Below are 21,223 nucleotides of genomic sequence, written 5' to 3' on the forward strand. Positions count from 1 at the left end.
AAGTTATAAAACCGTTTTTGAAGCAGTCTTAATTATGTTCTTAACTCGATGACCAAATGTATGTTGCTCTATCACTATTTTTCGAGCTTTTTGGGCGATGGTCTTCCTTTGCTCTTCGTCATCCATATAGATACCTAATTTGTGTAAGCAATCCTCGTAATCTAGATAAGATATCATTTCTTCTTCGGTAAAGAAGGAACGAAGATCAGGCTTTTCTTCTATTAGTTGAAAAGCCCCACAGGATGCAATATCAAATGTTCGGTTATTTATACTTTCGCTAATAACTCCATGCGTATTTTGGTTAAGCCAAAAATTGTGAGTTCGATGAGGATTTAATACAATTTTCGCTCCATTATAATAATAAGAGATCTTTTGTGGTTCAATCCATGTATCTTTAATGATAACTCTCGGGTTGTCTCTCCATTTTTTTTGTAGTCTGTTATACCAACCTTTTCCGACGAGTGTTATTTGATGTTTAGTATTTTCTAAAAGAAAATGAATAAAATTTACCCTTGTAGGATATGGGTATCCTACAAGAAGTAAATCACTTTTGTGTATATTTTCAACAGGAAGGGGCTTAAAGATTGTTGCATTTGTTCCTAATGGCAAATGGAAGACATCTGGATGAATAGATTGATAGTGCTTGAGAGCACCATTATCAATGGTAAAAATATAATCAAACCTATGAATCATTTGAATAGTTTTATCAATATAAAAAGGATCCTCGGTTAGCCAGCATGCCAGTTTGATATCATTTTCTTTTAAATATTGAATAGCTGATAAGGAGAGGTGATCTCCTAATATTGTTAAAACCAGTTGGGGCTGAAAATTAGCAACAATCATTTTTAACTTCTCTATACTCTCTAATGGATGAAAGTGAAGCCATTCATAATCACTGTTACTTAGCCCAGCTTTTATACCTTGATCAAAATATTCGTAAATTCTTGGGTAGCCGGAAGAGATATATAATAATTTCACCATGCACCACCAATTAGAGTTTTGCTTCATAAAAATCTCTTGAGCAGTTGTTACTGAAAATTTATATTAAAAACGATCTTCTTGTTCTCCAAAAATTACTGTTGAGGCTGTTGGCCGATCGCCACCGCCTCCTGGAATTTCTGGACTGTACGAGACACTTTCAATATCGTTACAGCCGATTTGCAGAATAATAGTAGAACTTGGAGTTGTCATGTCTTCCTCTAGTAATGTAACTACACAACCTTGCGGGTCAAATAATGCAAAAGTAGCAGGTCCATACATATGACCTGATTTACCTACAATGGTTACAACAGTTCCTGGGGGTAATGTAGAGAATATAAAGCATGCGCTTCCATCACATGTTTGTGCCATAGATAAATATTTCCTCCTTTTAATTCATATAATGTTTTAGGGTTCATGATGAAAGATGTACAGTTTTATTAGTTGATAAGACAATGGTCTCTCTAAATAAGAAAATTCTTGGAGAGAGGACATTTTCTATAAATCCTTTGAAACTATTAATGAAGCAATCTAGGCTTAAGAAGCCTAGACCGATCATATATTGAATTGTAACAGACATAGCTGAACCCATTATATTTGGAATAGTACATATAATAGAAATTTAGAAGTTAGTTAAGTAGTTAAACAACTTGTACCGCTCGTAGAGAAGCGAATTGAACCTGTGCAGAATCTAAATCTAGTTTTTCCCAGATAACATCAACGCCAATGATAGTACCAGTAGTTGCTTTGAAAAGAACAGAGCCAGTTAATATACCGGCATATCGACCTGTAAATCCACCGCCTCCAGTACCTGGAATTGCTTCTACAGTTGAGTCTGCGACCCTAGAGAATGAACCAGGAATTTGAGAAGGAACGGTAGTAGAGGTTAATACTCCAGTGAAATCGACTAAGTCAGGGGGAATAACTGAAAAAGGGATATTGAAAGTTACAGTATAGTCGATTTGATATACCCCAGGTACGTTAATCAATAATCCATTCGTTGTATTTACTGTGTTATTTAGTGGACCGCTTGAAGGGAAAGTTATAGTATTTGTGCCATTAGCAAGTGTTTGTGCTACTTCAGTAAATATAAATCCATATGCTGGAGGAGGCGGTGCGGGGAAGTCGACAGGAAATGACGGAGGGCAATTGAAATGGTTATTCATTTTTTCACCTCTTTTAAGTTTCTTAATACATTTAATGAAATAACAAGCTAAATTGTTATGGATAAGTCCCTATTTTTTGTTGAAAATGGGGACTTATCTGTTGATGTAGGCGTAGCAAGGGGGGGGATGAATTTAGCGGGGAACCGTATAAGGGTGCTGGAGAATTTATAAAAACATTCATATTGCACCAATGTACGCTCAATTTTAAGAAGTGTTTGATCGCTCAATTTTTCATATATTATTCATAAAACTTTGTATTTTGTTCTACATATGAAGCTATATTCGGAGGTAATTGTTTTATTTTGGCTTCAAGACATTTCTGAGCAGTGCGGCCTAAATTGCGTTTATTTTCATTATAATAAGCGCATATGGAAATTTCATAATCAAAAAGATAATCATAGACGTGATAATCTACAAATAGAATATCGTCTTTCGGAAAAGGTATTTCTTTCCCATGTAATGCATACATCAAACTGACGTTATTTTTAGATTTATATCGATATAGTTTTGCAAGGTGGTATAAAGGTTCAGCTCTGCTAGGTCTGTATTCCCAAGAATTTTGAAGATAAATAGTCGCAAGGGCAAAAAACTGTTCTTCCTGATCAACGAGGTTAGTTATTATGGATTGATCAAGAACTGAATTCTCTTTTATGGATTCTTGGATTAATTGTTCGCGTTTGAAAGAACATTGATCAGCTAAGCGTTCGTAACAGAGACCTATTTTGAATAAGGAGTAAAATACTTCTTCTTCCCATCCACCAGCATCCACTCTTTTTTTATACCATATGATAGCTTCCTCTAATTCATTGAGAATAGATAATGTTTGTGCTAAGTAGAACATGTATCTAACTTTTAAATAAATTGGTGTTGATTGATTATTAATCCCTTCTAAAAGTAAACGTTTATCCCGTTCGAATTTATCACTTCTACTGCCGCCGTCTGCTTGATCGTAGATAATTAAGCTATCGAGCTTTCCGGTTGTATAAGAGGAAGTCCCTTGATTAGCCCCTAATTTAGAATAGTCTATATCCCAATATTCATGTGTAACTCCAACAGATGCCCATGGTAAAGATGTCTTGAGAAGGCGACTCAGCCAATATTTAATGTTGCTATCATATTGCATAGTAAGGTAATGATCCTTATTTAAGGTACACTTATCAAAGTCAGACTGAACCTCTAAGATCATATCAGCATCAAGTAGCAATAAATAATCAGCTTCTGGATAAGTTGCTTGGGCTAACTGTACAGCTAAAGTTCGATTATATCCAAAGTTTTTAAAAGGTTCATGATGCACAGTACCAAGTATATTATTTTTGTTGCACCAATTTCTAATGATTTCAGGTGTACGATCAGTCGAACCCGTATCACAAATCGAAACAAAATCAATAATTGATTTCGCAGAATCTAAACATCTTTCTATAATTTTTGATTCATTTTTTACAATCATACAAAGGCATAATTTCTTTTCTGATTTTTTGTGTGAAAGTGTTTTTGATATCTCTCTTACCATTATCTTTTCTCCTCTCTATCAAGCTAATAAAGATTGTATTAGCACATGTAGATATGAGTGTAGAGCATTCGAGCGAAAAATAGAGGTACGTTAGATTTATCATATGCTGTAAACATAATCTATGTGAAGGTAGTGGGCAGTTCATTTCCAATGTTAAGTATTCATAATAAAGAAACGAAAATCATAAATAATTATTATAAGTAATTTTCTTGTATATAAATATAAATTCAAATAAGAAATGAGTTAATCGTCTTTAGTGACATACGAGGAAGTGAAGAACGTGAAAAAAATTGTTGTTTTTGGCTCAGGAGGTCATGCCAAGGTTGTTATTGATGTCATTCGACGAGCTGGAGATTATGAGATTTATGGAATAGTTGATGGCTATCGTTCACAAAATGAAGTGGTTTACGGTTATGAAGTAATAGGTGATGAATCCAATCTATTATCTGTTAAAGATCATATTCAAGGGGGAATTGTAGCTGTAGGAGATAATTGGATAAGAAGGGGAATAGTGGAGAAAGTAAAGGCTATTATTCCAGAGTTTCTGTTTATTTGTGCTATTCATCCATCTGCTATTATTAGTGAAGATGTAATTATTAGTGAAGGAACGGTAGTAGCGGGCGGAGCTGTAATTAATAGTAACGTGCGAATAGGAGCACACTGCATTGTTAATACAAATTCTAGTATAGATCATGACTGTGTAATTGATAATTATGCGACTATCGCACCAGGTGCTACTTTGGGAGGGAACGTTAAGATTGGGGATTATTCTGTTGTTTCTTTAGGAGCAAATGTAATTCATTCCATTACAATAGGAGAGCATACTGTAATTGGTGCCGGTGCGACAGTTGTAAAAGATATCGGTTCTTATGCACTTGCGGTTGGCGTACCAGCAACAAAAATAAAATCTAGAGAAAAGGGAGATAAATATTTATAAGTTCAGAGGGAATTCAGAATATTTCCTGGAAAAGGAGCTGACTCAAAAGATATCTACATTTCTTTTGAGTCAGCTCCTTTTTTATTTTTTAAAGCTTTCGTCATAATTGTTTATTATCACTATGAGAAATTTTTTTGAATTAAATGGGAAAATAATTTATTAAGGGATATGGTAAGTGACTATATATGAGTCATGACCTTGTTGTGGCAAAACATGTATAGTTCACATAAATTGTAACAACATTACTTTTTTTGAAAACGGTATTTAGGAGCTAGTAGTTGTGTGATAAGAGGGTGCCATAATTACAAGGTAATTTATGATCGTATATGAAATGATTCCGAAAACCTAAATATTTTACTTAAAGTAGAATTAGAGCGAAATTACATATGTATAGAAGGGAGAATTGATAATAGTGGTAGCATAGAGCTATTATGAATGAACGTTCAAATTATGAAAGGAGGCTGAGTATTATCGAAATTAAAAAGTTCTCTAAACCCATTTATGTTACTTCCCCTTTTCTTCCTCCATTTCAAGAGTTTTCTCGTTTAATAGAACAAATTTGGGAAAATCGATATTTAACAAACAATGGACTGCTACATCAACAATTCGAAATGGGAGTAAGGAAATATTTGGGTGTTGAAAGGAATACACTATTTGTAAATGGGCATATGGCGCTCGATGTTGCAATTAAATCTTTGCAGTTAACAGGAGAGGTGATTACAACACCTTTTACATTTGCCTCGACAACCCACGCCATTTCCATGAATGGATTAATTCCAGTATTTTGTGATGTAAATAAACATGATTATAATTTAGATGTTTCAAAAATTGAATCGTTAATTACTGAACATACTTCGGCAATTATACCCGTACATGTTTTTGGCATTCCTTGCGATGTTTATGAAATTGAAAGAATAGCAAAAAAATATAATTTAAAGGTTATATATGATGCAGCCCATGCTTTTGGTGTAAAAGTAGACGGAAAAGGAATTGGCGTATTTGGCGATATATCTATGTTTAGTATGCATGCAACAAAGGTTTTTCATTCTATTGAAGGTGGAATACTTACTTATCATGATGAAACATTATCAGAAGCATTAAATCAGTATAAAAATTTTGGGTATAAAAGTTCGGGAGAGGTTAGCTTAGTCGGTTTAAATGCTAAAATGAACGAATTTCAAGCGGCGATGGGTATTTTGAATCTCCGACATATAAACGAAGAAATGAATAGAAGAAAAAAAATAACAAGTATGTATCGTAATCAATTAAAAAGCATTCCAGGTATTCGTTTTATAGAAGAAATGGAGAATGTCCAATATAATTATTCGTATTTTTCCATAGAGGTTGATGAAGCGATCTATGGACTAGATCGTAATCAATTATATGAACGTTTAATGTCGTATAACGTATTTACAAGGAAATATTTTTCGCCATTAACAAGTGATTTTATCTGTTATAAAGATCAGTATGATTCAGGGAAAACACCAATTGCGAAAGAAATAGCAAATAAAGTTTTAGTGTTGCCGTTATACGGTGAATTACAAGTTGGAGATGTAGAAAAAATTTGTATGATAATTAAAACAATCCCGGAACTAGTTGAATTGGAATGGGAGAAGGATTAGGAGGCAGTAAGAAAAAATGTTTAGGGAGGGATTGTGATTATGAGCAATTTAGATAGTAATAAACAAATAGATAAGGTAATAAATTATGCCAATTCTCTTCCAAAAGTAAATGTTATTATTGCAGCTTACAATATGAAAGAGTATTTAAAAGAAACTGTCGATAGTGTGTTACGTCAAGATTATCCCAATTTAGAAATTATTGTTGCTGATGATTGTTCAATTGATGGTACACAAGATATGATGAAACGATATGACGAGAATCCGAAAGTTAGATATATTCGAAATGAAGTGAATTTAGGTTCAAGGATGAACGGCCGAAAATTACTTCATGAACATGCAGATGGTAAATATATATTGTGTATTAATCACGATGATTATCTTACGCAAAATAATTATATTAGTAAGGCTGTAGCGTTGCTTGAAGAAAATCCTAATGTCTCACTTGTTTTTGCGAATTTACATTTTTTTGATGTTGATTCAAGAGACTGCAGACCAATTACACAAGATATACCTACGATTACAAAAGGTAGTGATTACTTTTTAAACTATGAAACTGGTAGTTATCCTCATATAACAAGTACATTAACATCAGTATTTAGAAGAGAAGACGCTATTCGCATGTGCTGCTTTATGGAAAAATCAGAATGCCAAGATCTATTTTTGTATTTGAAATTAATGTTAATTGGTGATATTGGATTTATTGCAGATCATGTCGGTGTGTATCGTTTCCATAAAAATAGTTTAAGTTTTAACATGCCAACTGAGGGTGATTATGGAACGATTGAAGATCTTGAAGAATTATATGTTAATGCATTAGAGCTAGGTTTAGATAAAAGTCAATTAGCTGAATGGTTAACTATACGAGTATATAAATATGTGAATTGGCGCTTTGAAATAATGTGGTTCAATAATCAAAAAAGTAATGCATTACAATTGCTAACGAGTATTTCAGAAAAGCATCCTCTTGTATTTTATTGGATTACAAATCGTCTACATTGGGAATAGAAGTATAACGTTCAATTTTTAATGGAAGAAAGTGCAATCTACATGAAAAATAGATATAAGGTGGAGAGAGTGAGTGGAAAAGTTCAACCTATTGTTAATTATTAGAAACTACAGTAAGTGGATTCATACGGCACCTTTTTATCTTCAAGAAGAACTTTCAAAAATTACAAACTTATTTGTTTGGAATGAAGATGGTGACATTTCTAATATTCTTAATACTATTCATTTTAAACCTGATTTTATATTAATCTACTTATTTGACACAGAGGCGAATGCACCAAAAATTACGGGACTTCGTAATTTAAAAATTCCATATGGAATATATATAGAAGATTTACATCACAATCCTGCTAAAACATATGCTGCAATAAAACATGAAAACGTTGAAAATATATTTACGTGTTATAGAGATGCTTTTCATAAGTTTTATCCTGATTTTTCTCATAAAATCAAATGGTTTCCTCATCATGTCAATACCGAAATCTTTAAGGACTACGGTCAAAAAAAAGATATTGATATGCTATTAATGGGAGCGGTCATTCCGTATTATTATCCACTAAGATGTAAAATCCTCGAAACTTATCAAAATGAAGCAAATTTTATATATCATGGACATCCGGGCTATAGAAATATTGATAATGAAGAATTTCAAAATGTATTTGTTCGCGAAAGTTATGCAAAGGAAATAAATAGAGCGAAATTATTTTTCACGTGCAATTCAATATATGGATATACAATTTTAAAATACTTTGAAGTATTAGCATGTAACACTTTATTACTTGCTCCAAGTTCAGATGAGATTTTAGATTTAGGTTTAAAGCCAGGGGTGCATTTTGTTGAAATAGATGAAAATAATTTTATGGAAAAGGCAAATTATTATTTGACACATGACGAAGAACGAGAAGAAATTAGTAAGAATGGATTTGAACTCGTACAAGAAAAGCATGCAACTACCCAACGGGCTCAACAACTAAAAGAGATGATTCATGAAATATTAAAAGTAAAAGAAGGATAACCATTTGAAAGCCTTAGTTACAGGTGGAGCGGGCTTTATTGGTCTCCGCATTGTTGGAAAACAATGTGGAGACAGTGGTTGGTGACAATTTAATTACAGGGTATAAGGAGAATATTCCACCTCAAGCTATTTTCTACTATTTTGATATACGAGACCCGAATATTAATAAAATTTTTATGATTAAAAAACCAGATTTTGTAATACATCAAGCGGCACAAGTGTCCGTACAGCAATCTGTGAAGCAGCCATTTTACAATTGTAGTGAAAATGTGATGACCACTATAAATATTTTGCAATCTTGTATCAAGTATAACGTGAAAAAATTATTTATGCTTCAACTGTTGCTGTATATGGTGACCTCAATATTTACCGATTGATGAAAAGCATCGGCTTAGTCCTTTATCCTTTTATGGTTTAAAGTATACAATTCTTAGATATTCTAATGTTTATGGTGCAAAGTAAAATGTAGAGGGAGAAGCGGGAGTAATTTCTATTTTTATTTACGGTTTGTTAAAGAATATTATTCCAATTGTATATTGTGATGGTAAGCAGACAAGAGACTTTATTTTTGTTAAAGATGTGGTACATGTTAACTTTTTAGCTCCCACGAATGCAGATAGTCAAGTCTGTAATATTAGCTCTAATCAACGAACTTCAGTTAATAAACTAATCAGTGTAATTTGCAGCTTAATGAAAAAAAGAGACACAAATATATAAAGATGAAAGACTAGGAGATATTGTTCATAGTTATTTATTAAATGGTCATGCAAAGAAAAACTTAATGTGGCAACCAAAATTTTCATTGTTTCAAGGATTAGAAGAAACAATTTCTTTTTTCAAGAAAGTATAAAAGGTTTGGATTTATATATAAGTTAAAAAACGACATAAAATTCATTTTTTTTGAGAGGAACGAGGGCATCTGAACGTGTATAGAAACGGGCAGGGCCTTTTTCTATTACATGTCAGATTTAAAACAAAGGAAGAACGCAGGTACAGATTATATTGTCTTTATAGCATCGACTTATATTTCGGAAAGTCAACATGGATATATAGTTTATTTCATACTTTCTTAATATTGTAAAATGAGCTCTGATTCTCATAAGAAATGTTACATCCTCATTATAATGTTTTTGATTAGTATTGAAAAATAGAAAAGGCTCAAAAACAGGCTGTGGATAACAATTTTCCACAGCCTGTTTTTATTGAGGTATTGTAGCACTAATAGTCAATTGTAATGCCAGCACTTGCATAACCTGTCACAGTCGTAACAAGACCTAACGTACTGACTGAAGTTACAGTAAACACCATTAATAAACGATCGCCAGCGTTTACAGATGCGGTCAATCCAGTAACAGAATTAAAGAGGTTTTGGAAAGTTCCAATTGGTCCTGTAATATTTGGATTTAAAGTGACAAGAGTAGAAGGAATTGCATCAAAGGTGTTGTCGTTAGGGTTTGTATTTCTATATACCTGAGCTCGAACTGTTGCACTAGTTCCAAGGTTGACAATTGCTATAGCGGAAAGGTGTGCATAGACTGATGTGATTGTTCCGTTACGTGGAACTACAAATGCTTCATTGGCTATCCCTACAAGTGGTAGAGTTAGGCTAGTATTTGGATCGGCACCTAAAATACCTACACCAGGAACAAAAGATCCAAATCCAATTAGACTTCCAGTACCTAGCAATCCACCAGCAAGAGTAGTCAGCACAGCGGGACCACCTGATGCGAATGGAATGATAGAAGCAGGTCCAGTCGGTCCAGTCGGCCCAGTTGGTCCAGTTGGCCCAGTTGGTCCAGTCGGCCCAGTTGGTCCAGTCGGCCCAGTTGGTCCAGTCGGCCCAGTTGGTCCAGTCGGCCCAGTTGGTCCAGTTGGCCCAGTCGGCCCAGTCGGTCCAGTTGGCCCAGTCGGCCCAGTTTCACCAGTCGGTCCAGTCGGTCCAGTCGGTCCAGTTGGCCCAGTTGGCCCAGTCGGTCCAGTCGGTCCAGTTGGCCCAGTCGGTCCAGTCGGTCCAGTTGGCCCAGTCGGTCCAGTCGGTCCAGTTGGCCCAGTCGGTCCAGTCGGTCCAGTTGGCCCAGTCGGTCCAGTCGGTCCAGTTGGCCCAGTCGGTCCAGTCGGTCCAGTTGGCCCAGTCGGTCCAGTTGGCCCAGTTGGCCCAGTCGGCCCAGTCGGTCCAGTTTCACCAGTCGGCCCAGTCGGCCCAGTCGGTCCAGTTGGCCCAGTCGGTCCAGTTGGCCCAGTCGGTCCAGTTTCACCAGTCGGCCCAGTCGGTCCAGTTGGCCCAGTCGGTCCAGTCGGCCCAGTTGGCCCAGTTGGCCCAGTTGGCCCAGTCGGCCCAGTCGGCCCAGTCGGCCCAGTTGGCCCAGTTGGCCCAGTCGGCCCAGTCGGCCCAGTCGGTCCAGTTGGCCCAGTCGGTCCAGTCGGCCCAGTTGGCCCAGTTGGTCCAGTCGGTCCAGTTGGCCCAGTCGGTCCAGTTGGCCCAGTCGGTCCAGTCGGCCCAGTTGGCCCAGTCGGTCCAGTCGGTCCAGTCGGTCCAGTCGGCCCAGTCAGTCCAGTTGGCCCAGTCGGCCCAGTCGGCCCAGTCGGTCCAGTCGGCCCAATAGGTCCAGGTCCAGTCGGTCCAGTCGGCCCAGTCGGTCCAGTCGGTCCAGGTTCTGGTATAGGAAATGCACATTGAAACGGTATGCATTTGTTATTATTCGAATTACCCAAATTGAATCCTCCTTATTTGTTTAATAAAATAGTCAATTCCATACATTTTATGAATTATAAGAGAGATTGGTACTGGGTTATCTCTCTAAATGGGAGATTTCTTGATAGAGAAAAGGAATCTTTCCCCTGTCACATGCAAGGGCTAAAATACAGATAGAAAATAATACAAGGAAACATAGTTTTATTGCTTCGTATATTCTAAATTTATTTAATGGAGAGAAGTGAAGAATGGTTATAGACCAGCTTCTAGTTTTAAGGGAATGGGGAAAATGCCTTATATACATAGAGAAAGAAGTGATTTTTAACGAAACTTCTCCGTTCTGTATGAATATAACTGTAATAACGTATGTTTTAGTAAAAAGGGGGATGGAGATGGTGGGGAAACAAATAAAGAAAATAGAAAATCAACCGTTATTATATATTCATCATTTAGATTTATATAAACTCCAGCGCCATATGCAGCAAAGTGTGATTGTGAAACAAATAGAACGAACTGCTGAAGTAAAGGAAAGTGAAATAGAAGAAGTAAAGGAAAGTGAAACAGAAGATATGGAAAAGAGAAAACAAACTCAAGGGGGTGTAGAAGAAATGCATGTGGCTGATCAACATAATGTGCAAATAGATCCAACGGAAGAAGAGAGTCTAGAGCAAGATAAGGAATCATTTGTAGAATCTTCAAGTAGCGCATGGCAGAATAAATCGTTTAAAGATATGAATAACGAGGAAAAAATTTATTTCTTGTTAAATCAACCTCATTATATACCAAATGTAAAATGTATTGTGAAAACAGAAAAAGCTTCTTATGTAGGGGTTATTACTTCTTATGAAAATGGAGTGCTGCAAATGGTGATACCAAGCCATATTGGGAATTTTCCTTTAAACATAGAAGAGGTAGTATCGATTCGCATGACGGGGCTATAATGTCGAAAAGGTGGTAGGATTCCTACCACCTCAATAGTTTTTTTGTTTACACATTATACGCCTGCAACGTGTACATCACGTAAGCATTGAATTGCACAGAAACAATTTAGATCAACAGTTACAACAGAATTTGTTGCTTGTAGTGTAGCATTAGGGTTATTTAAGAAGAAACAAATTGGATTTTGATCAGGTGGTACGTTTTGTACTTCTAATCCACGTAATACTGCACAGCAATCGTCTACACTTTCTACGCGAAGGACCAACGTAGTACAATCTGTAGTATTAGCGGAAGGAATAAATACTTTGAATGGATCTCCTTCACTAGTAAATAAGATAAATGGGCGTGTATTAGCGAGTCTAGAGCCTTGATGTGCACCAAGGAATGGAACATCGCATCCTGTCGGGCATGTGCTTGTTGCGCAATCTTGTAATTCATTGATGAAGTTTACAACATCACATACGCAATTGATGTGCATACTCTTTTTATCATCATTGTTACCCATTCTTTTCACTCCTTATCATAAGTTTTGATTACACTAATAGAATATTGAATGCGAGGTAAATCGGTTACTGCTCTCAAGTTGTTTTTTTAAAAGGATAAGCCTGTATTTAGCTGGAAAGAAAAGGAGATGAGGAACTTGTTTTTTGAGAGTTGGCTTATGTTTTTTATTTTTTCATGTGCAGTATTTCGTTTAACACGCCTTTTGGTCTTTGATAAAATTACATCTTTTATACGTGCGCCTTTTATTGAAGAAATACAGATTACAGAAGAGGATGGTTCGGTTTCAACGTATATGAAAATAAAAGAAGCGGGTTTACGTAAATTTTTTGGGGAATTGTTAAGTTGTTATTGGTGTACAGGGATATGGGTGAGCGCTCTATTACTTTTATGTTATGAATGGATTCCGAAAGTAGCAGAGCCCATTATTTTATTATTAGCAGTTGCTGGGGTTGCAGCGATAATTGAAACGATTGTAATTCGATGGCTGAATGAGTGAGAAATGAAGGAACGAAACAGAAAGGTTGTTCATATAGTAAAGAGAGTGTTAAAAAATAGAGGAGATGTTTGCCATGGCGAAGTATCAGCAACCAAATCCATATAATAATCTTCAATATTGGTATCAAATGCAGCAACAGCAACAAGGGCAGCAAGAAGAGCAACAACAAGGGCAGCAACTAGAACAGCAAGGATATGTGAAGAAAAAAGGTTGTAACTGTGGTGGAAAGAAAAATAGGTATTAATAAATAATGAAACATGTAAATAATGAGTCTGCTTTTGAACAAAAAATACCCTGTTTTATCCTTTGGGTAAGAAAAAACAGGGTATTTTTTGTTTTATTTTAGAAATCTTTACGTCATATGTTATTTTGTTTTTTGTAGGTCATCTCTCGTCAAAAATAAAAATCTCGAAACATCAAGTTTTTTTCCTCTAAAAAACTGCGGAGAAGAAATGTATAATTCTTCTTTTGCTCGTGTAATTGCTACGTATGCTAAGCGTCTTTCTTCTTCTAATGCTTCGGAGGTATCAGTGACACGGTCGTTTGCATCTTTTAATGATGAGGAATGCGGCAATATTCCATCGCTTGCACCGAGTAAGAAAACGCATGGAAATTCAAGACCTTTGGCATTATGAATTGACATAAGCGAGACAGCATCTTGCTGGACTCTTGTTTTTAATGCTTCCATTTCTTTTTGATTTTGTATTGCTACGTTTACAAATTCTAAATACGCTGGAATGTCGGAAAAGCGATTTGCGGATTCAATGAGCTCTTCAAGCATTTCCTCTTGTATTTCTTTTTGCATTGTGAAAGAAGAGCGGTCATTGCTTTGCAGATATTCTAAGTATTGTCCTTTTCCTTTAATAATTTCTTTTAATGCTTTTTTCGGTTCCAGTTCTTTAATAAATTTCAGAAAATCAATACGATCATTGATTTTCTTTACTTGGAACGACTTTAAATTCGGATTGAGTAAAAGAAAATGTAAAAGGGAAGGGAAACGTCCTTCACCGTATTTCCATTGTTCTCGTTCAATAAATGATATACATTCATCGCGTCCGATATACATCGTTGGCAAAATGCTTGCGAGCGATTCTAACCGAAATGGTTCAAAGGCCAACCGTAGTTGATCTAATACCGGTTTAATAAGGGAGTGCTCATAAAATGATTGGCTTGCTCCGTATTTGACGAACGGTATTTTATGAATCGTAAGCTGATCGAGTAAGGAACGGCTTACAGAATGTGTCCGGTATAATAAGCAAAAGTCTGTATAGCGTCGCTGGCCACTTGCTACTTTATCTTGAATTAGTTGCAATATTTGATTCGCTTCATCCAATGTTGTTGCTGGTCTTGAATAAAACGGCTGTATGCCTTCTTCGCGAACGGAGTACAGTTCTTTGTTAAAGCGTTCTTGATTTAGCTTAATGACTTCATTACCAAGGCCAACGATGTATGGGTTCGAGCGATAGTTTGTATTTAAAGTAATAATGGTTGTATCATCAAATTCTTTTGGGAAAGAAAGAATAATTTGATGGCTAGCTCCGCGCCAGCCGTAAATCGCTTGATCATCGTCCCCCGCGATAAATAAGTTGTTTTGCGGCGCCGCTAATAATTTTACAATTTCATACTGAGCGTATGATGTATCTTGAAATTCATCCACTTCAATATATTGAAAGCGACCTTGCAGCTGCGTTAATAAAGCGGCATTATTTTCTAGCAAATAGAACGTTTCAAGTAAAATATCATCAAAGTCTAAATAGCCATGACTTTGTTTTACGTCTTCATAGCGATGATACACTTCTTGAAATTCACGTTCCACAGGTGTTTTAGCTTGTACATCTTTCGGTCTATTTAATTTATTTTTTTCAAGTGAAATCATTGCTAGCATACTTTCCGCGTCATAGTCATCTTTTAATCGAAGTTCTTTTAAAATTTTCTTTATAATAATTTGTTTATGTTTTTCATTTGCTAAAATTTGTTGGTTGTATCCTTGGCTGCGAAGTAACTTTAAGAATACAGAATGGAATGTTCCAGCAACAAGATATCGGCTCGCTGCGGGTGTCATACCAGGTAATGTTGCTACGCGGCTTCGAATTTCTTCCGCTGCTTTTTGTGTAAAGGTAAGCAGCAATATGTTGCGCGGGTGAACACCTTTTACATTGACTAAATAGCCAACGCGTGTTGTTAAGACAGATGTTTTTCCGCTGCCGGCACCAGCTAATGTAAGAACGGGCCCTTCAGTTTGACGAACAGCTTCTAATTGCTTTTCATTTAAATATATTCCTTGTTTTTCAAGAGCGCGAAAATAAGTAACATCCGCATCGTTTTGATGAATTAAGTCCGTAGATGTTTTCGGAATATGATAAATTGCGCGAGGTATATTCGAATGGGTTAATGATTTTTGCGAAAAATTTTCCTTAGTCATAATTTCACCTTCAATAAGTAGCATCAACTTATAACTTTAGCGGAAGATAGGGGAAATGGCAATGTAAAAAAGTAGGTCAGTAATGTGATTGAATGTGGAGGATAGAAATACAGATTGAGAAACCTATTAAAACTCTCTTTTTTTAGAGGGAAGAGAGGGACTGGCCGTGCGTAGAAGCAGGAAGCCTCTTTTCCTGCTGCGGAGTTAAAACAAAGAGAGAAAATGAGTGCTTGTGTAAAGAAAAGATTGTTTATTAGTTGGCGGGTGGAATGCTTTGAGGGAATTTGAAAATATTTTCTGCATGGTATTCTATGTCACCTGGTACAACGATACGTCCTGTCAGTTCAGGTTTCTTATTAGAAGTCATAAAGGAGTTTCCTCCTTATGTCAAAACTCTGTTCCCATTTGATGATTATGAAATAAACTTGGCGATTAGTATTGTTATCGCAAGAATAGTTTGATTTCGGGTCCATCATATATTCAGCAGTAAAGAGAAAAGTACGTTACGAAAGGAAGTAGAAATATAAAAAGAAGCGCCAAACAAGGCGCTTCCACTTTAGTTTCACTTTATAGATTTTTTATCATGACAACATGCGGGATATCAGCTTCCATAAATACATCAGAAGTTGTTTCGTATCCAAGCTTATGATAAAACGGCTCAGCGTGTGTTTGGGCATGAAGTTTCAGCTTTGGAAGAGATTCTTCTTTCGCAAGAACTTCTAATGCGTCCATGATCATCTTGCCAGCGCCTTTTTGGCGGTGAGATGATAAGACACAAATGCGTTCCATTTTCCCAATACCATCGACGGTGCGAAAGCGTCCAGCGCCAACTGGAACGTTTTGATCGTATAATACAACATGTTTTGCAGCGTGATCATGTTCGTCGTATTCTTCTTCGGCTGCAACCTTTTGTTCATCTACAAACACTTGTTTACGAACAGAAAAGGCATCTTCTAGTTGTTTTTCATTTTGTACGACTATAATTTGCAAATTATTGTTGCTCCTTTCCTAAATGGAATGTTTCGTGTACTGACCATGTTCCATTTTCTAGTTGATATAGTAAATGGAAACGATCAATTGGTTGCTCATAATAGAAATCTTTCATCTTTAAGCGACCTAAAACATCTGCATGCTCTGCGTCTGATAAGTGTTGTCCAATTGTAAGGTGCGGTACAAAAGCATATTCGCGATCTTGTGTGAATATACCGCTATGCATTTCTTCGTTTAGGAATGCTAATTCAGGAGTTTTTTCTACTTTAAAATAAATAACATTATTTACAGGTGCAAATGAGCTCACTTTTCCAACATGTAATGTAAATGTGTTTGTTTTATTTGCAATTGTATGAAGCTCTTGCACAATCGTTTCTAATTTTTCATCAGCTACTTCGAAAGGTGCTTTTAATGTAATGTGTGGTGGAACTAATGCATAATGTGGATCATAACGCTTACGCAGACCGTTTGCTTTATCTTGAATCATTTTTGATGGAAAAATTACAATACCTAGTTTCATCTCTAAATTCCTCCCCTTGTCTGAACGTAAAATGTTTGTATGAAAAAAAGAACTCTTTTTTTATTATATCAGATAATTCTGAATGAAACTGTATATTATTTCAGCGCTAGCATTTGAGAAAATGCATGCGGTAAGTTTTTTTGCCAATATTTCCATGTGTGATTGCCATGAAACTCTTCATAATAAGTTGTAAATCCTCTTTCAGTAAGAAGAGAATGCAACTCACGGTTTGGTGCTACAAAGTCAGAAATATTACCATCTGTCGTTTTCACGGCTGTTTCTTCTGTACCGATGATGTGATATAAATCTAACGCGTGCGGCTGCGTAAAGACTTTAGCACGCTCTAGTACAGATTCATTCACAAATGGCGACTGCATAATTACTTTTCCGAATGTATGCGGATACATAAGTGCTGTCATAAATGAAACAGTACCGCCTAAAGAATCTCCAATTAAAACGCGTCCTTTTCCCATTTGATATGTTGGGTATTGCTCATCTAAATATGGAACGAGTTCATGAGCTAAAAAGCGAATGTACAGGTCGTTTTGTGAGCCGTTTGGATGATATTTTTCTTTGCGATCATGTACATCTTTATATGGGATCCCAACAATAATTGTGCGATCAATTTCCTCTGTTTCGCGAAGTGACTCGATAACGCGATGTGCTTTTCCAAGTTGAAAATAATCTCTTCCATCTTGTGCAATAACAATTGTGTGCTTATGAAGCGGCGTGAAATTTGCTGGTAAATAAACGAGAAGCGTTAGTTCTTCTTGCAATGATTTGCTGTAAAATGTTAGTTCTTCAATTTTGCCTATTGTTTGTGTCATCGTGTAATCTCCCCTAAGTAAAAAGTTACTACAACTTTATTTTAGCATAAGAATGCGAAGAATCTAAAAAATTAGTATTCAGTATTGAAAGAAACGGCTATAATGAAATGAGAATTTTGCTTATATGAATACAAATTGAAAAAACGTAACTACTCAGTCACTCTATGAAAAACCGATAGAAAAGCATTTTTTTAAGTGATCGAGAGGGATTGACTATATAGTAGCGGTCAGGTCCTTTTCCTGCCACGTACAAGGTTTGAACACAAAAGTAGCCAATAAGCAGACTCCTTTTGTGCTTGCATGGCAGCAATTTATATGTCGAAAAGTCAAAGTGGATTTATATAGATAAGGAGACAGCATATGAACCAGCAAAAATCAATAGCACTGCCGCTAGCGATTTCGATTATTACGATTTCATTTGCGGCTATTTTTGTAAAAATGTCTACAGCACCATCTTCTATTTTAAGTATGTATCGTTTATGGATTATTGTGATTATTATGTTTCCGATTGTTTGGAAGAAAAGAGAGGAATTTACGAGAATTCAGAAGAAGGACTGGGGGTTTTTAATTGGATCTGGTTTCTTTTTAGCACTGCATTTTCTTCTATGGTTTGCATCGTTAAAGTTTACAACAGTTGCCAGCTCTACGATTATTTTAGCATTGCAGCCACTCGTATCCCTCATTGGAGGATTCTTCTTATTTAAAGAAAGAACAACACTCATTTCACTTGCAACAATGGGAATTGCCATTGTTGGTGTAGGGTGTATTGGATGGGGAGATTTAGGACTGAGCAGAGAAGCGGTCTTAGGGGATATACTATCATTTTTGAGCGTAATTGCGGTGGTTGGATATTTATTTATTGGGCAAACGACAGTGAAAAAAGTCTCGCATTGGATTTATAGTTTTACTGTCTTTACATTTGCAGCTTTATTTTTAAGTATATATAACATGATGTTGCAAATTCCATTTACAGGGTATTCATCATGGGACTGGACTGTATTTTTCTTACTTGCAACTGTACCGACTGTATCTCAAATGATTAATAATTGGTTATTGAATTACGTAAATGCAACAACCATTTCTATGAGTATTTTAGGTGAGCCTGTTGGTGCGATGATCCTTGCTTTCTTTTTACTTGGCGAAAAATTAAATGCTATGCAAGTGGTCGGAAGTATTCTTGTATTATGTGGTGTGTGTATCTTTTTATTACAGCAACAAAAGCGCCCGTATAAAGAATCGGTAGAAGGCATGATATATACGCAAGAGACGTAGTTGTTTCGGACAATTAAAGTATGCACTCAACTAGCCACCGGTAAAGTACTGGTGGCTAGTTACATTTCATTTCGGTTTGATGATATAGGGCTGAACGTGGACAGTACATAGATCGCGGAATTTTCCTTCTGCGGTTGTGACAACAATAGTAGCTCGTCCGGCTTGTTTTCCTATTACAGTTGCTTTCTGTTTTTCGGTATGAATCTCTATAATATGGGGGTTCATGCACGTCCAAATGATATCTTGGTTACTCGCCTGTGAAGGAAGGACAGCAGCAGTAAGTTCTGCACGTTGCCCAGTTTTTAGTTTTAACTTAGCTTTCTGCAGTTGTACACCGATGACCGGCACAATAGAAGGAATAATGGTAGTATGAGGCAGATTAGTTTGCATTGCAGCATATGAAGAAGAGATAAGGTGTTTTTGGGAATGAAATGGTGATTGCATATAAGGTGTCCTCCTTCTAATAATGTTCTTAGTTATACTATATACAAAGAATGTTAGAAATAATTTAAGGTAATATAAAGAATTTGTTAATTTACAGAAAATTCAGTACAATAATATGTAAATACAAATTGAAAAAATGACATGAAAAACCCTTTTCTTTTCAGGTGGGCAAGAGCACCTGGCCATGCAGAGAAGCGGTCACTGTTTGTTCTGCATAGCAGTGATTTGCATGTTGAAAAATCAAAATGGATTAATAAAAAAAACAATCCCCGCTCCTATTGTACAGAAGCAGGGATTGTTTTTTATTAAGAAGCTATTTTTTCAAATTCGTCAAATTCTTTTTGAACCTTTTCTGATGGTTTTGTTAATAGACTTACAATAATAATAACGAGTAAACTCACAGCAAAACCAGGAATCATTTCATATAGCATATCTTTTAAAAACTTAAATTGTGTCCACGTAATAACAGTTGTTGCACCAGCGATCATCCCAGCAAGAGCGCCCCATTTCGTCATTCGTTTCCAGTACAAGCTTAATAAAATAACTGGTCCAAATGAAGAACCGAAACCTGCCCAAGCGTAACCAACAAGTGCTAGAATTGTGTCATTTTGTTTAAAGGCAAGTCCGCTTGATATTAGAGCAATGACCAGAACGGCCATACGTCCTACAAAAACAAGTTCGCGGTCCGTTGCCGAGCGGCGGAAAAATGTTCGGTATAAATCTTCTGTTACAGCACTTGATGTAACAAGAAGCTGAGAAGAAATGGTACTCATAATTGCCGCTAAAATGGCAGCTAATAAAAATCCAGTAATGAGCGGATGGAATAGAATGTTTCCAAGCTCAAGGAAAATCGTTTCTGGATCTGCTAATTTCATACCTCTGTCAGCATAATAAGCAATTCCAATGAGTCCAGTAAACATTGCGCCAACAATAGAGAAAATCATCCAGCTCATTCCGATGCGGCGAGCACTTTTTAATTCTTTTACAGATGAAATAGCCATAAAGCGTACGATAATATGAGGTTGTCCAACATACCCAAGACCCCAGGCAAATAATGAAATAATGCCGAGTACAGAAGTACCTTTAAAAATATTTAATAGTGTTGGATCGACAGATTGAATCGTATGAAATGCTGATCCAAGACCATTTACATGCATAATTGTTACGACTGGAACTAAAACGAGTGCAACGACCATAATAATTCCTTGTACGAAGTCTGTCCAACTTACAGCTAAGAAACCACCAAATAACGTATATGCTACAACAACAGCTGCAACGATGAAAAGTCCTGTATGATAGTCCATTCCAAATGTATTACGAAATAGAACAGCACCTGAAACTAATCCCGAAGCTACATAAAATGTAAAGAAAATCATAATAACAAGTCCGGAAACAAGGCGTAGCATATGAGATTTATCATGGAAGCGATGTTCTAAAAATTCTGGAATTGTAATTGAGTTGTTTGCAAGTTCAGAGTAGGTACGTAAGCGAGGAGCGACGTATAGCCAGTTTGCATAAGCGCCGAGTGTTAAACCGATCGCAATCCAACTGCTGCTCAGACCTGTTGCAAACATCGCACCGGGTAATCCCATTAATAGCCAGCCGCTCATATCAGCAGCGCCTGCACTAAGTGCTGTTACTGCGGGGCCTAATGTACGCCCGCCAAGCATATAGTCTGTTAAATTTGATGTTCGTTTGTAGGCGATGTAGCCAATCACTAACATCCCGATCATATAGATCGAAATAGAAATTAAAATCTGTGTGTTCATGTTAGTCCCCTTTCCTAAGTAGTATCTTTTGATGAGTTACATATTATAATCTAACATGATTATGTGTAAAAATCTATCCTCTAAATATGAATTTTCAGAAATATAAGTGTATTTA

23 protein-coding genes are annotated in these 21,223 nt (G+C 36.2%); 11 read left to right on the plus strand and 12 right to left on the minus strand.

Features of this window, described 5'->3' with window-relative positions:
• Nucleotides 1-3: 3 nt before the first annotated feature.
• The 4 genes from PLX19_RS04820 to PLX19_RS04835 all read right to left on the minus strand — a co-directional run bounded on the left by PLX19_RS04820 (nucleotide 4) and on the right by PLX19_RS04835 (nucleotide 3,654).
• Nucleotides 4-978, minus strand: coding sequence for a CgeB family protein (locus PLX19_RS04820; protein ID WP_035437572.1), 975 nt, complete (start codon nucleotides 976-978; stop codon nucleotides 4-6).
• 66 nt (nucleotides 979-1,044) lie between these two features.
• Complete coding sequence (locus tag PLX19_RS04825) at nucleotides 1,045-1,350, minus strand: CGEA protein (protein ID WP_429755897.1); 306 nt, start codon at nucleotides 1,348-1,350, stop codon at nucleotides 1,045-1,047.
• 269 nt (nucleotides 1,351-1,619) lie between these two features.
• Nucleotides 1,620-2,144, minus strand: coding sequence for a hypothetical protein (locus PLX19_RS04830; protein ID WP_272187357.1), 525 nt, complete (start codon nucleotides 2,142-2,144; stop codon nucleotides 1,620-1,622).
• Nucleotides 2,145-2,382: 238 nt separating this feature from the next.
• Entirely contained in the window at nucleotides 2,383-3,654 is a 1,272-nt protein-coding gene (locus tag PLX19_RS04835) for a glycosyltransferase family 2 protein (protein WP_272187358.1), read from the minus strand.
• Nucleotides 3,655-3,934: 280 nt separating this feature from the next.
• Between PLX19_RS04835 and PLX19_RS04840 the strand changes: the two genes are divergently transcribed.
• The 6 genes from PLX19_RS04840 (at nucleotide 3,935) to PLX19_RS04865 (ending at nucleotide 8,950) form a co-directional block, all read left to right on the plus strand.
• Nucleotides 3,935-4,591: an acetyltransferase gene (locus PLX19_RS04840; protein WP_272187359.1), complete on the plus strand. Its 657-nt coding sequence runs from the start codon at nucleotides 3,935-3,937 to the stop codon at nucleotides 4,589-4,591.
• 431 nt (nucleotides 4,592-5,022) lie between these two features.
• Complete coding sequence (locus PLX19_RS04845) at nucleotides 5,023-6,213, plus strand: DegT/DnrJ/EryC1/StrS family aminotransferase (protein ID WP_272187360.1); 1,191 nt, start codon at nucleotides 5,023-5,025, stop codon at nucleotides 6,211-6,213.
• A 39-nt stretch (nucleotides 6,214-6,252) separates the two neighbouring features.
• A complete protein-coding gene (locus PLX19_RS04850) occupies nucleotides 6,253-7,218 on the plus strand; it encodes a glycosyltransferase family 2 protein (RefSeq protein ID WP_272187361.1) in 966 nt (321 codons plus the stop codon).
• A gap of 73 nt (nucleotides 7,219-7,291) precedes the next feature.
• A complete protein-coding gene (locus PLX19_RS04855; protein ID WP_272187362.1) occupies nucleotides 7,292-8,233 on the plus strand; it encodes a glycosyltransferase family protein in 942 nt (313 codons plus the stop codon).
• 23 nt (nucleotides 8,234-8,256) lie between these two features.
• Complete coding sequence (locus tag PLX19_RS04860; RefSeq protein ID WP_272187363.1) at nucleotides 8,257-8,610, plus strand: NAD-dependent epimerase/dehydratase family protein; 354 nt, start codon at nucleotides 8,257-8,259, stop codon at nucleotides 8,608-8,610.
• Nucleotides 8,611-8,740: 130 nt separating this feature from the next.
• Nucleotides 8,741-8,950, plus strand: coding sequence for an NAD-dependent epimerase/dehydratase family protein (locus PLX19_RS04865; RefSeq protein ID WP_272187364.1), 210 nt, complete (start codon nucleotides 8,741-8,743; stop codon nucleotides 8,948-8,950).
• A gap of 501 nt (nucleotides 8,951-9,451) precedes the next feature.
• On the opposite strand, the gene PLX19_RS04870 is transcribed toward PLX19_RS04865, so the two are convergent.
• On the minus strand, nucleotides 9,452-9,943 hold the full coding sequence (locus PLX19_RS04870; protein WP_272187365.1) for an exosporium glycoprotein BclB-related protein: 492 nt from the start codon (nucleotides 9,941-9,943) through the stop codon (nucleotides 9,452-9,454).
• 25 nt (nucleotides 9,944-9,968) lie between these two features.
• Here PLX19_RS04870 and PLX19_RS04875 point away from each other — a divergent pair, with 25 nt between their 5' ends.
• Complete coding sequence (locus tag PLX19_RS04875; RefSeq protein ID WP_272187366.1) at nucleotides 9,969-10,910, plus strand: hypothetical protein; 942 nt, start codon at nucleotides 9,969-9,971, stop codon at nucleotides 10,908-10,910.
• Between the two features lie 410 nt (nucleotides 10,911-11,320).
• Nucleotides 11,321-11,866, plus strand: a complete 546-nt coding sequence (locus tag PLX19_RS04880; protein WP_272187367.1) for a CotO family spore coat protein — start codon at nucleotides 11,321-11,323, stop codon at nucleotides 11,864-11,866.
• A gap of 53 nt (nucleotides 11,867-11,919) precedes the next feature.
• Here PLX19_RS04880 and PLX19_RS04885 read toward each other — a convergent pair whose 3' ends face one another.
• A complete protein-coding gene (locus PLX19_RS04885; RefSeq protein WP_272187368.1) occupies nucleotides 11,920-12,369 on the minus strand; it encodes a CotY/CotZ family spore coat protein in 450 nt (149 codons plus the stop codon).
• A gap of 135 nt (nucleotides 12,370-12,504) precedes the next feature.
• Here PLX19_RS04885 and PLX19_RS04890 point away from each other — a divergent pair, with 135 nt between their 5' ends.
• Together PLX19_RS04890 and PLX19_RS04895 are read left to right on the plus strand one after the other, a co-directional pair.
• Nucleotides 12,505-12,864, plus strand: coding sequence for a DUF1360 domain-containing protein (locus PLX19_RS04890; protein ID WP_272187369.1), 360 nt, complete (start codon nucleotides 12,505-12,507; stop codon nucleotides 12,862-12,864).
• 64 nt (nucleotides 12,865-12,928) lie between these two features.
• The gene (locus PLX19_RS04895; RefSeq protein ID WP_429755887.1) at nucleotides 12,929-13,108 is read left to right on the plus strand and encodes a cytochrome C oxidase subunit III; all 180 of its coding nucleotides are present in this window, start codon (nucleotides 12,929-12,931) and stop codon (nucleotides 13,106-13,108) included.
• A 120-nt stretch (nucleotides 13,109-13,228) separates the two neighbouring features.
• Here PLX19_RS04895 and PLX19_RS04900 read toward each other — a convergent pair whose 3' ends face one another.
• The 4 genes from PLX19_RS04900 to PLX19_RS04915 all read right to left on the minus strand — a co-directional run bounded on the left by PLX19_RS04900 (nucleotide 13,229) and on the right by PLX19_RS04915 (nucleotide 17,623).
• Nucleotides 13,229-15,286: an ATP-dependent helicase gene (locus tag PLX19_RS04900; protein ID WP_272187371.1), complete on the minus strand. Its 2,058-nt coding sequence runs from the start codon at nucleotides 15,284-15,286 to the stop codon at nucleotides 13,229-13,231.
• Between the two features lie 567 nt (nucleotides 15,287-15,853).
• Nucleotides 15,854-16,276 (minus strand): GNAT family N-acetyltransferase, encoded by a 423-nt coding sequence (locus PLX19_RS04905; protein WP_272187372.1) that lies wholly within the window; start codon nucleotides 16,274-16,276, stop codon nucleotides 15,854-15,856.
• Nucleotide 16,277: 1 nt separating this feature from the next.
• Entirely contained in the window at nucleotides 16,278-16,796 is a 519-nt protein-coding gene (locus PLX19_RS04910; protein ID WP_272187374.1) for a YjcG family protein, read from the minus strand.
• A gap of 95 nt (nucleotides 16,797-16,891) precedes the next feature.
• Nucleotides 16,892-17,623 carry an alpha/beta hydrolase gene (locus tag PLX19_RS04915; RefSeq protein WP_272187375.1) on the minus strand — a complete coding sequence of 244 codons (732 nt, stop codon included), beginning with the start codon at nucleotides 17,621-17,623 and terminating at the stop codon, nucleotides 16,892-16,894.
• A gap of 360 nt (nucleotides 17,624-17,983) precedes the next feature.
• Here PLX19_RS04915 and PLX19_RS04920 point away from each other — a divergent pair, with 360 nt between their 5' ends.
• Complete coding sequence (locus PLX19_RS04920; protein WP_272187376.1) at nucleotides 17,984-18,895, plus strand: DMT family transporter; 912 nt, start codon at nucleotides 17,984-17,986, stop codon at nucleotides 18,893-18,895.
• A 66-nt stretch (nucleotides 18,896-18,961) separates the two neighbouring features.
• Here PLX19_RS04920 and PLX19_RS04925 read toward each other — a convergent pair whose 3' ends face one another.
• Nucleotides 18,962-19,339, minus strand: coding sequence for an Ig-like domain-containing protein (locus PLX19_RS04925; RefSeq protein WP_272187377.1), 378 nt, complete (start codon nucleotides 19,337-19,339; stop codon nucleotides 18,962-18,964).
• 305 nt (nucleotides 19,340-19,644) lie between these two features.
• Nucleotides 19,645-21,108 (minus strand): sodium/proline symporter PutP, encoded by a 1,464-nt coding sequence (putP, locus tag PLX19_RS04930; RefSeq protein WP_272187378.1) that lies wholly within the window; start codon nucleotides 21,106-21,108, stop codon nucleotides 19,645-19,647.
• Between the last annotated feature and the right edge of the window lie 115 nt (nucleotides 21,109-21,223).

It is taken from the genome of Bacillus sp. BP-3, from assembly GCF_028401955.1.
GTDB lineage: Bacteria > Bacillota > Bacilli > Bacillales > Bacillaceae_G > Bacillus_A.

Excerpts from the sequence above, each read along its gene's own strand:
- PLX19_RS04825 (WP_429755897.1), bottom strand. The coding sequence starts at position 1,350 with ATGGCACAAACATGTGATGGAAGCGCATGCTTTATATTCTCTACATTA.
- PLX19_RS04830 (WP_272187357.1), bottom strand. The coding sequence starts at position 2,144 with ATGAATAACCATTTCAATTGCCCTCCGTCATTTCCTGTCGACTTCCCC.
- PLX19_RS04835 (WP_272187358.1), bottom strand. The coding sequence starts at position 3,654 with ATGGTAAGAGAGATATCAAAAACACTTTCACACAAAAAATCAGAAAAG.
- PLX19_RS04845 (WP_272187360.1), top strand. The coding sequence starts at position 5,023 with ATGAATGAACGTTCAAATTATGAAAGGAGGCTGAGTATTATCGAAATT.
- PLX19_RS04850 (WP_272187361.1), top strand. The coding sequence starts at position 6,253 with ATGAGCAATTTAGATAGTAATAAACAAATAGATAAGGTAATAAATTAT.
- PLX19_RS04875 (WP_272187366.1), top strand. The coding sequence starts at position 9,969 with ATGATAGAAGCAGGTCCAGTCGGTCCAGTCGGCCCAGTTGGTCCAGTT.
- PLX19_RS04885 (WP_272187368.1), bottom strand. The coding sequence starts at position 12,369 with ATGGGTAACAATGATGATAAAAAGAGTATGCACATCAATTGCGTATGT.
- PLX19_RS04895 (WP_429755887.1), top strand. The coding sequence starts at position 12,929 with ATGTTTGCCATGGCGAAGTATCAGCAACCAAATCCATATAATAATCTT.
- PLX19_RS04900 (WP_272187371.1), bottom strand. The coding sequence starts at position 15,286 with ATGACTAAGGAAAATTTTTCGCAAAAATCATTAACCCATTCGAATATA.
- PLX19_RS04910 (WP_272187374.1), bottom strand. The coding sequence starts at position 16,796 with ATGAAACTAGGTATTGTAATTTTTCCATCAAAAATGATTCAAGATAAA.
- PLX19_RS04915 (WP_272187375.1), bottom strand. The coding sequence starts at position 17,623 with ATGACACAAACAATAGGCAAAATTGAAGAACTAACATTTTACAGCAAA.
- PLX19_RS04920 (WP_272187376.1), top strand. The coding sequence starts at position 17,984 with ATGAACCAGCAAAAATCAATAGCACTGCCGCTAGCGATTTCGATTATT.
- PLX19_RS04925 (WP_272187377.1), bottom strand. The coding sequence starts at position 19,339 with ATGCAATCACCATTTCATTCCCAAAAACACCTTATCTCTTCTTCATAT.
- putP (WP_272187378.1), bottom strand. The coding sequence starts at position 21,108 with ATGAACACACAGATTTTAATTTCTATTTCGATCTATATGATCGGGATG.